Source organism: Mesorhizobium sp. M7A.F.Ca.CA.002.04.1.1, assembly GCF_004022805.1.
In the GTDB taxonomy this organism is placed as follows: domain Bacteria; phylum Pseudomonadota; class Alphaproteobacteria; order Rhizobiales; family Rhizobiaceae; genus Mesorhizobium; species Mesorhizobium ciceri.
The window spans coordinates 1-4,315 of sequence record NZ_RZPL01000509.1 but is presented as its reverse complement, the minus strand read 5'-3'; the positions used below and the strand labels follow the sequence as shown (position 1 = coordinate 4,315).

At 64.3% G+C, this 4,315-nt stretch carries 4 protein-coding genes; 2 read left to right on the top strand and 2 right to left on the bottom strand.

Going from position 1 to position 4,315, the window contains the following annotated elements; translation table 11 throughout:
- Both ENZ75_RS22920 and ENZ75_RS22915 read left to right on the top strand, forming a co-directional pair.
- Positions 1-1,884 (top strand): response regulator (locus ENZ75_RS22920; RefSeq protein WP_128278334.1); only part of this gene is annotated, 1,884 nt, incomplete at its 5' end.
- Between the two features lie 182 nt (positions 1,885-2,066).
- Positions 2,067-2,942: a GNAT family N-acetyltransferase gene (locus tag ENZ75_RS22915; RefSeq protein ID WP_023812526.1), complete on the top strand. Its 876-nt coding sequence runs from the start codon at positions 2,067-2,069 to the stop codon at positions 2,940-2,942.
- Positions 2,943-3,006: 64 nt separating this feature from the next.
- On the opposite strand, the gene ENZ75_RS22910 is transcribed toward ENZ75_RS22915, so the two are convergent.
- Entirely contained in the window at positions 3,007-3,639 is a 633-nt protein-coding gene (locus tag ENZ75_RS22910; protein WP_013529571.1) for a trimeric intracellular cation channel family protein, read from the bottom strand.
- A 112-nt stretch (positions 3,640-3,751) separates the two neighbouring features.
- Positions 3,752-4,315: nucleotide exchange factor GrpE (grpE, locus tag ENZ75_RS22905; protein ID WP_128278333.1), on the bottom strand; the 564-nt coding region annotated here is incomplete at its 5' end.

Below are 4,315 nucleotides of genomic sequence, written 5' to 3'. Positions count from 1 at the left end.
CTCGTCATCCATCGCGACCGCGACGGCTACATCGTCTATGCCAACAAGGTCTTCGCCGATCTCGTCGAGATCGACCAGCGCGATCTTGCCGGCAAGACCCTGGCGGAACTCGGCATCGAGGTCGGCATGGTTCCCGATGCCGCCTTTTCCGACCATGAGTGCCTGAGTTCCACCGATGTCTCTATCAGCACGCCGAGCGGGCAGCGCTGGTTCTCCTGGATCGAACTGTCGGTGCGCGACAAGGACAGTGGCGCGGTTTCGCACCGCGCCATCGCCCGCGACATCACCGCCCGCAAACGCGCCGAGTCCTCGCTGATCACCGCACGCGAACGGGCCGAATATGCCAGCCAGGCCAAATCGCGTTTCCTCGCCACCGTCAGCCATGAAATCCGCACCCCGATGAACGGCATCATGGGCATGGCCAGGTTGCTCGCCGACACCAGCCTGTCGCCGGAGCAGCAGACCTATGTCGGCGCCGTCTCGACCTCAGCCAGCGCATTGCTTGCCCTGATCGAGGATCTTCTCGACTATTCCAAGATCGAAGCCGGGCGTTTCGACCCGGAGCCGCAGCCGATGTCGGTGCGCGAGATCGCCGACAACATCATCGAATTGCTGGCGGCGCGCGCCTTCGCCAAGGATATCGGGCTGGGTTGTCATGTCGAACCCGACGTGCCGCAATTGATCACCGCCGATCCAGGCAAGGTCAGGCAGGTGCTTCTCAACCTCATCGGCAACGCCATCAAGTTCACCGACAGCGGCGGCGTGCTGGTGAGCATTGCACGCGCACGCACCGAAACCAGCGACCGCATATGCTTTACCATCGCCGATACCGGTCCGGGCCTGCATGATGCCGACCTGGAGCGCATTTTCGAGGAGTTCGAGCAGGCCGACGGCACGTCGACACGCACACATGGCGGGGCCGGCCTCGGCCTTGCCATCTCCAGGCGCCTGGTGGCCGCCATGGGTGGCACGATCTCGGTATCCAGCCGGCTCGGCCAGGGATCCGAGTTCGTCTTCGAAGTCCCTGCGACAGCGGCCACCGAAGCGCCGCAGGGCCGCCAGAATGCTCTCTCGGGCAGACGCGTGGTGATCCTGTCGAAGAACGCCGTCGAGGCCGACGCCATCGCCCGCACCATCCGTGCCAACGGTGGCGCGGTCGACATCGCCACCACCGCCGCACAGGCCGCGCCTTTCGCCGCCGGCTGCGACGCGATCCTGGTCGATGCAGCGATGGAGGAAGGCGACGGAAGGCTGCTCAAGCGCCTGCGCCAGAGCGGTTTCTCCGACTGTGAGGCGATCACGCTGATCGCGCCGACAGATCGCGGCATGCTTGGCGAGTTCCGCGCCAGCGGCTACGCAACCTTCCTGGCCAGGCCGGTGCGCGGCGGAACACTTTTGCGTGTACTGTTGAGCAGCCATGCTCCGAGCCTCGGCCCGCCGCAGCCGGAAAAGCGCGGCGCGCCGACACTGCGCGCCGTCGGCAACCGCCAGCGCGGCCTGTCGGTGCTGATCGCCGAGGACAATGACATCAATGCCATGCTGGCCCGCGCCACGCTGCTGAAGGCCGGGCATCGCGTCAGGGTGGTCGGCAACGGCAAGGCGGCCGTCGAGGCTGTCACCGGCGCCGCGCACAAGGACCGCTTCGACGTGGTCTTGATGGATCTGCACATGCCGGTCATGGACGGGCTGGACGCGATTGCCGCCATCCGCCGCCATGAGGAAGAAAGTGCCGTGCGGCCGGTGCCGATCATGGTGCTGTCGGCCGACAGCCAGGAAAAGACCCGCCATGCGGTGTTGGCCCATGGCGCCAGCGGCTTTGTCACCAAGCCGCTCGACCCCGAGGCGCTGGTCAATGCCGTCGAGGGCCAGGTCGTCGCGGCCTGAGCTTTCCACCGCCCGTTCCGCACCGGGCGATCACTTAAACGTAGCCGGTTGATCGTATTCGCCAGCCGACGAAGTATTGCCCACGACGTCGTATCACGGTACTGTCACAATCCTGTTGCACCTACACCGTATCCCCGTGCCAAGAGGGATGGCTCGAAGGAGAATCACTCGTGCATACAGTTATGCCGGAATGTGACACTCGGCCGAACGCCAGCAGCGCCTTGCTTGCCGGACGTAACGTCGATTCCGTCATAAAGGGCGCGGCACTGGGCCGTATAGGCAATCTTGAAGTGCGGCTCGCTCGCAACGAGGCCGAGATCGCGGCCGCGCAGGAAGTGCGCTACCGGGTGTTCTACGACGAACTTGGCGCCAGGAAGGACCTGTTCCAGGCCCATGACCGCCGTGACGCCGACCGGTTCGATCCACTCTGCGACCATCTGCTGGTTTTGGACACCACGCTTTCCGGTCCCGAACATCGCCGTATCGTCGGTACATATAGGCTGCTGCGGCAAGAAATCGCGGCCACGGCCGGCGGTTTCTATTCCGAAGGTGAATTCGAGCTGACCAAGCTCATTGCCCGTCACCCCGGCCAGCGTTTCCTGGAACTCGGCCGCTCCTGCGTCTTGCCGGAATACCGCTCGAAACGCACCATCGAGGCGTTGTGGCAAGGCATCTGGGCCTACATCAACCATTACGAAATCGGTGTGATGACCGGTTGCGCTTCTTTTCACGGCACCGTGCCGGCGGCGCATGCCGAGGCGCTCACCTACCTCGCCCACCACTGCCGCACAAATTCGGCCTGGGACGTGCGCGCGGTCTCCGGGCGCTACTGCTCGATGGACCTGATGCCGATCGAGGCGGTCAATGCCAAGGCGGCGATCGCCGCGATGCCGCCTCTGGTCAAGGGCTATCTGCGCGTCGGCGCCCGCATCGGCGACGGCTGCGTCATCGATCGCGAATTCTCGACGGTCGATGTGTTCGTCGTGATGCCGGTCAAGGAGATCGGCGCACGCTACGTCAACTATTATGGCGGGGAAGCCCAGCGCTTCGCTGCGTGAGGCTAGCGAATAGAAAGTAGCGGGAGCTATCTCGTTCAACCCCTATTCGCTATTCGCTTCCTTTTCACAAAATATCTTCCGGCCGCCTGCCGGGCCGGCTCTTGTAGGACGGAAACGACCAGCCGAATTTGAGCGCGCCGCCACGCACAAGGAACGCCGCAGCAAAACCGGCAAGGTCCGAGGCGAGCGGCGGCAGTCCGGCAAGATCGCCAAGCGTGTAAAGGCCGGCACCTGCAAGGGCCGCCGTGACATAGATTTCGGGCCTGAGCAGCACCGATGGCTCGCCGGCAAGAAGATCGCGCAGAATGCCGCCGAAAGTGGCGGTGAGCACGCCGGTGATGACGGAGACGACCGGCGAACCGGTAATCGCAAGCCCCTTGGCCGCGCCCATCACCGAAAAAGCGGCGAGCCCGATGGCGTCGAGCCAGAGCAGCCATTTCCAGCGCGATTCGACACGATGCGCGCTGAAGAAGACCAGCACCGCAACCGCGGCGCAGACCAGCACATAGCCGGAGTTGGCGACCCAGAAAACCGGCAGGTTGAGGATGACGTCGCGAAGCGTGCCGCCACCTATCCCGGTGACGCTGGCCAGGAACAGGAAGCCGATAATGTCGAGCTGCTTGCGCGAAGCCGCAAGCGCCCCCGTCGCCGCGAAGACGGCGACACCGGCATAGTCGAGAAGCGCGATGGGGTTCATGGCAGGCCAGGGGAGTAAGGGAATAGGGCAGTAGGGCAGTATGTTTAGCACGAAGCCGCACGGAAGGTGCGATTGCCCTTTTCCCTACTGCCCTACTGCCCTACTCCCTTAACTATGCATCTTTCTCAGCCTGCTCGTTTACCGGCCCCGGCTCGACCGGCGCTTCAGCGGCGGCAAACTTCGGACCGCCTTTGGCGACGCCGACCATAGCCGGGCGCAGCACGCGGTCGCCGATCGAATAGCCCGGCTGCACGACCTGGACCACGGTGTTGGCCGGGACGTCCGGATTGGGCACTTCGAACATCGCCTGGTGGAAATTGGGATCGAACTTCTCGCCTTCCGGCGCGAGCTTCTTGACCCCATGCCGTTCCAGCGCCGACAGCATGGCGCGCTCGGTGAGGTCGACGCCTTCGATCAGCGCCTTGAAGCCGGCGTCACCCGATGCCTTGGCCTCGGCGGGAATCGCATCCAGCGCGCGGCGCAGATTGTCCGACACCGAAAGCATGTCGCGGGCGAAATTCGCGACCGCGTAGGTGCGCGCATCGTGAACATCGCGCGCCGTGCGGCGACGCAGGTTTTCCATTTCGGCCGCCACGCGCAGCGCGCGGTCCTTCAGCTCTTCATTTTCCTTCAGCAGCCGGACAAGGGCTTCATAGTCGCCGTCGGTGCTGCCTTC